Annotated in this window: 5 protein-coding genes; 1 reads left to right on the top strand and 4 read right to left on the bottom strand. The window is 63.7% G+C overall.

The window, feature by feature from the left end; genetic code table 11:
- The 4 genes from EOD07_RS24185 to EOD07_RS24170 all read right to left on the bottom strand — a co-directional run.
- Positions 1-231, bottom strand: a 231-nt coding sequence (locus tag EOD07_RS24185) for a dephospho-CoA kinase (RefSeq protein WP_127237236.1), incomplete at its 3' end; no start/stop codon positions are given.
- Complete coding sequence (locus EOD07_RS24180; RefSeq protein WP_127237235.1) at positions 228-1064, bottom strand: shikimate dehydrogenase; 837 nt, start codon at positions 1062-1064, stop codon at positions 228-230. The genes EOD07_RS24180 and EOD07_RS24185, both read right to left, overlap by 4 nt.
- Positions 1057-1656: a Maf-like protein gene (locus tag EOD07_RS24175; RefSeq protein ID WP_127237234.1), complete on the bottom strand. Its 600-nt coding sequence runs from the start codon at positions 1654-1656 to the stop codon at positions 1057-1059. The genes EOD07_RS24180 and EOD07_RS24175 overlap by 8 nt, the downstream gene beginning before the upstream one ends.
- Before the next feature lie 294 nt (positions 1657-1950).
- A complete protein-coding gene (locus EOD07_RS24170; RefSeq protein ID WP_127237233.1) occupies positions 1951-2772 on the bottom strand; it encodes a pyruvate, water dikinase regulatory protein in 822 nt (273 codons plus the stop codon).
- Positions 2773-3265: 493 nt separating this feature from the next.
- On the opposite strand from EOD07_RS24170, the gene hemE reads away from it, so the two are divergent.
- Complete coding sequence (gene hemE / locus EOD07_RS24165; RefSeq protein ID WP_127237232.1) at positions 3266-4294, top strand: uroporphyrinogen decarboxylase; 1029 nt, start codon at positions 3266-3268, stop codon at positions 4292-4294.
- The last annotated feature ends 133 nt before the right edge of the window (positions 4295-4427 follow it).

The following is a 4427-nucleotide window of genomic DNA, read 5'->3' as shown; positions in this document are numbered from 1 at the left end:
CTTCAGCGCGGCCGGATCGGCGAGCACTTTTCCGGCGAGCTTCACGCGGTCGACCACGCCTGCCTGCGTCGTGCCCGGGAAAGCCGCCTCGACCAGAGGCGCCGCCTTGCCGGAATACAGGCGATGCACCGTCTCGTCCGAATCATGCACCGGCACGCCTGCCTCGGCGAACATTTTCGCCGTGGCCGATTTGCCCATGCCGATCGATCCGGTGAGGCCGAGCACGATCATCGATGGCCCTCGATGTCGGCGACGATCATGCGCCGCAATTCGGGCGTGACGTCGGGCTTGCGGCCGAACCAGCGCTCGAAGCCTGGCACCGCCTGATGCAGCAGCATGCCGAGACCGTCGATCGTTTTCAGGCCCCGTGCTCTGGCCGTGGCGAGCAAAGGCGTCTCCAGCGGCACATAGACGATGTCGGTGACGATGGCGTGGTCCGGCAACGCGCCCGGATCGGCGGCCAGGGTTTCATTGCCATGCATGCCGAGCGACGTGGTGTTGATGAGCAGACCGGCATCGCCGAGCAGTTCGCCGAGCGCTTCAGCGCCATGCGCCGAGATCCCGGCGCCAAAATGGCGCCCGAGTTCCTCTGCCCGGGCGAGCGTCCGGTTGACGATGCGGATATCCTTCACCCCGCGCTCCTTCAGCGCATGGATGACCGCGCGGGAGGCGCCGCCGGCGCCGAGCACCACGGCCGGGCCATTGGCCGCCCATCCAAGCGCATGCTGGTCGAGGTTGGCGGCAAAGCCGTAGCCGTCGGTATTGCCGCCCCACAGAACGCCATCCTCGAACCACAGCGTGTTGACCGCGCCGATCGCTTCGGCCGCGCGATCGCGACGGGCGACGCCGGCGAACGCCGCCTCCTTGTGCGGGATGGTGACATTGCCGCCGCGATAGCCGTCCTTGCCGAGAGATTTGAGGAAGGCGGCAAAATCCGCCGGCGCGACGTCGATCGCTTCATAGCTGCCATCGATGCCGTATTGCTTGAGCCAGTAGCCGTGGATCTTCGGCGAGCGCGAATGGGCGATCGGATGTCCGGTGACAAAGGCTCGTTTCTCAGCCATCGATGGCTCCCAGGTCGCGCAGCTCCTTCAGTACCGCCAGGAGCGGCAGGCCGACGATGGTGAAATAATCACCCTCGATCTTCTCGAACAGCTGGATGCCTTCGCCCTCGATCTGATAGGCGCCGACGCTGGAGAGCGCCTTGGCGCCGACGCGCGCCAGATGCCTGCCGATGAAGGCGGGATCGAGCCTGCGCATGGTGAGGCTCACGACGCCGACATGGCGCCACAGCACCGCGCCGTCGCGGCAGAGCACCGCGGCGCTGTTCAATTGATGCGTCTTGCCGGACAAAGCGAGCAGATGGCGGCGCGCGCCTTCCATGTCGGCCGGCTTGTGAAAGACCTCATCGCCCAGCGACAGCGTCTGGTCGCAGCCGAGCACCAGCGCGCCGGGCCTGCGCTCGCTGACCTCGGTCGCCTTGGCCTCGGCCAGGATCGAGGCGACGTCCTCCGGCGAGGCGCCGCTGTCCTTCAGCGGAGCCTCGAGCGCGCGCTCGTCGACATCGGCCGGCACCGCCTCGATGTCGAGGCCGGCATTGACGAGCATGGTTTTTCGGAATGGGCTGCCGGAGGCGAGGATGATCTTTTCGGGCATGCACTAGTTCCCTGACGCTGTTGACTCATCGTTTGTCCGGCGGTCCAGCACAAACTTTGGAGAATGGCCAAGCCTTACGAACTTCGTCATCCTAGGGCGAAGCAGGAGCGAAGCTCCGTCGCGAAGACCCTAGGATCCATGCCGTAACTCCAGCCGAGGGGCGCAGCGGAGCAGAATTCTACACCGTTGCAATACTTCGACGTCATGGCACGGATCCTAGGGCCTACGCCGCGTCGCTGCGCTCCTTGCTCCGCCCTAGGATGACGAAGCAGCCGGCGTCTCGGCCAATCTCCGTTATCTGTTCTTGCCCCGCAGGGCAACGATGGCCGCGGCCGTTTCCTCGATGGAGCGGCGGCTGACATCGATCATCGGCCAGCCATGCCTGGTGCAGAGCTGGCGGGCATAGGCGAGCTCCTCGTTGATGGCGGCGCGGTCGACATAGTCGGTCGGCACGAAGGCGGCGCTGTTGCCGAGGATACGGTTCTGCCTGACATGCGAGATGCGCTCGGCCGTGGCGACGAGACCGACGACCAAGGGCGTCTTGGCGGCGATCAGGCTTTCGGGCAGCGGCACGCCGAGCACGATCGGGATGTTGGCGGTCTTGATGCCGCGATTGGCGAGATAGATCGAGGTCGGCGTCTTCGACGTGCGCGAGATGCCGATCAGCACGATATCGGCATCGTCCATATTGGCCGGCAGCTGGCCGTCATCATGCTCCATGGTGAAGTTCAAGGCATCGATGCGGCGGAAATATTCGGCGTCGAGCACATGCTGGGCGCCGACACGGCGGCCGGCCGGCGTGCCGAGATAGGACTGGAAGACGGCAAGCACCGGCTCCAGCACCGAGACGCAAGGCAGCCCCATGGCCGCGCAGCGCTCGTCGATCGAGCGCGCCAGCTTCTGGTCGACCACCGTGTAGAGGATGATGCCGGGCTCCTCCTCGATGTCCTCGAAGACCTTGGCGATCTGCTTCTCGGTGCGGATCAGCGGATAGATATGCTCGATGGCGCGCGCGTCCTTGTATTGTGCGGACGCTGCGCGGCCGGCCGCCAGCAGGGTTTCACCGGTGGCGTCCGAGATCAGATGCAAATGGAAGAAGCTCTGAGGTTTGTTCACAGGGGATGGGTCCAGGCTGTGGGCAATTGTGGACAAGGCTGGATGGTCCGGCCTTGGGTGGGAAAGCGACTGTATCAGATGGCCGCTTGTCCACAATTCGACCCGCTGTAGGCTTTGTCGCGGTGCTGGGGACAAAACCGGGGATCAACTTTTCTTGGCCGGTTTCATCCACAACACGGCGTTTGGAACGGAAAGCCCAAGCTTTTGACTCCAAAGCCTGAATCCGCTTCGTCCCCAGAACCCTCCAAATTGCGAAAGCGAGTACGCGACAATATGCTGACTGGCCTTTTCGAGCCGCAAGCTGGACAGGTCGCAACCATCACAACCAACAGACTCTTAGAATCAGAAGACTCTTTTAAAATAGATATTTGATTTAAGAGGACGCGCATGACCCCGAACCGGAGGTTCGGAAAGGATCATGCGCCAAATGAAAGCGCTACAGCGTCCTTTGCGCGTCAGAGGACGCGCGGCGCTGTAGAGAGGGCAGCGCTGAATGGCTGGGAAACGGATCGTGCTGGACGTCCTCAAGGGCGAGACGGTTTCACCGCCGCCGCTCTGGATGATGCGCCAGGCTGGCCGCTATCTTCCGGAGTATCGCGAGACAAGGAAGCGGGCGGGATCCTTCCTCGATCTCTGCTATGATCCGGACCTTGCCGTCGAGGTGACGCTGCAGCCGATCGAACGCTTCGGCTTCGATGCCTCGATCCTGTTTTCCGACATTCTCGTCGTGCCCAATGCCCTTGGACGGGATGTCCGTTTCGAAGAGGGCCGCGGACCGGTCCTGAAGCCGATTTCGGCGGCCGAGATCCCGGCGCTGAACGGCGATATGTTTCACGTGAATCTCGAACCGGTCTACGAGACCGTGCGCCGGTTGCGCGTGAAACTGCCCGGCGAGACGACGCTGCTCGGCTTCTGCGGCGCGCCCTGGACGGTGGCGACCTATATGATCGCCGGGCACGGCACGCCCGACCAGGGCCCTGCCCGGCTTTTCGCCTATCGCGAGCCCGAGGCCTTCGCACGGCTTCTGAAGACACTGGCCGATCATTCGGCTGCCTATCTGATCCGCCAGATCGAGGCCGGCGCCGATGCAGTGCAGATTTTCGATTCCTGGTCGGGTGTGCTGGACGAACCGTCCTTCGAGGCTTTTTGCGTCGAGCCGGTGGCCGAGATCGTGCGGCAGGTGAAGGCGGTCCACCCTAATGTGCCGGTGATCGGTTTCCCGAAGGGCGCCGGCGAGCGCTATCGCGACTATAGGAAGAAGACCGGTATCGCCGGCCTCGGCCTGGACTGGACGGTGCCGTTGTCGATGGCGAAGGAATTGCAGCGCGAAGGCGCGGTGCAAGGCAATCTCGATCCGCTGAGGCTGGTCGCCGGCGGCAAGGCACTGGCCGAGGGCGTCGATGCGATCCTGAGGACTTTGGGTGGCGGGCCGCTGATCTTCAATCTCGGCCATGGCATCACGCCGGAAACGCCGGTGGCGCATGTCGAGGCGATGGTCAAAATGGTGAGGAGCCATCGATGAACAATGTGAGCAACGAGAACAGCACCGGCCAGGCGATGAAGCGCATGGTGATCGGCATTGCCGTGCTCGTCGTGCTGACGGCGCTGCTCTATTTCGTCGCCGGCGAGGGTTTTTACCCCTGGGCCAAGGCGAT

This window comes from Mesorhizobium sp. M2C.T.Ca.TU.002.02.1.1, from assembly GCF_003997225.1.
Note: the sequence above shows the minus strand (reverse complement) of the source record. Positions and strands in the feature narration are given on the sequence as shown.

Coding starts and splice junctions, on each gene's coding strand:
- hemE (WP_127237232.1), top strand. CDS start 3,266: ATGGCTGGGAAACGGATCGTGCTGGACGTCCTCAAGGGCGAGACGGTT.
- EOD07_RS24180 (WP_127237235.1), bottom strand. CDS start 1,064: ATGGCTGAGAAACGAGCCTTTGTCACCGGACATCCGATCGCCCATTCG.
- EOD07_RS24175 (WP_127237234.1), bottom strand. CDS start 1,656: ATGCCCGAAAAGATCATCCTCGCCTCCGGCAGCCCATTCCGAAAAACC.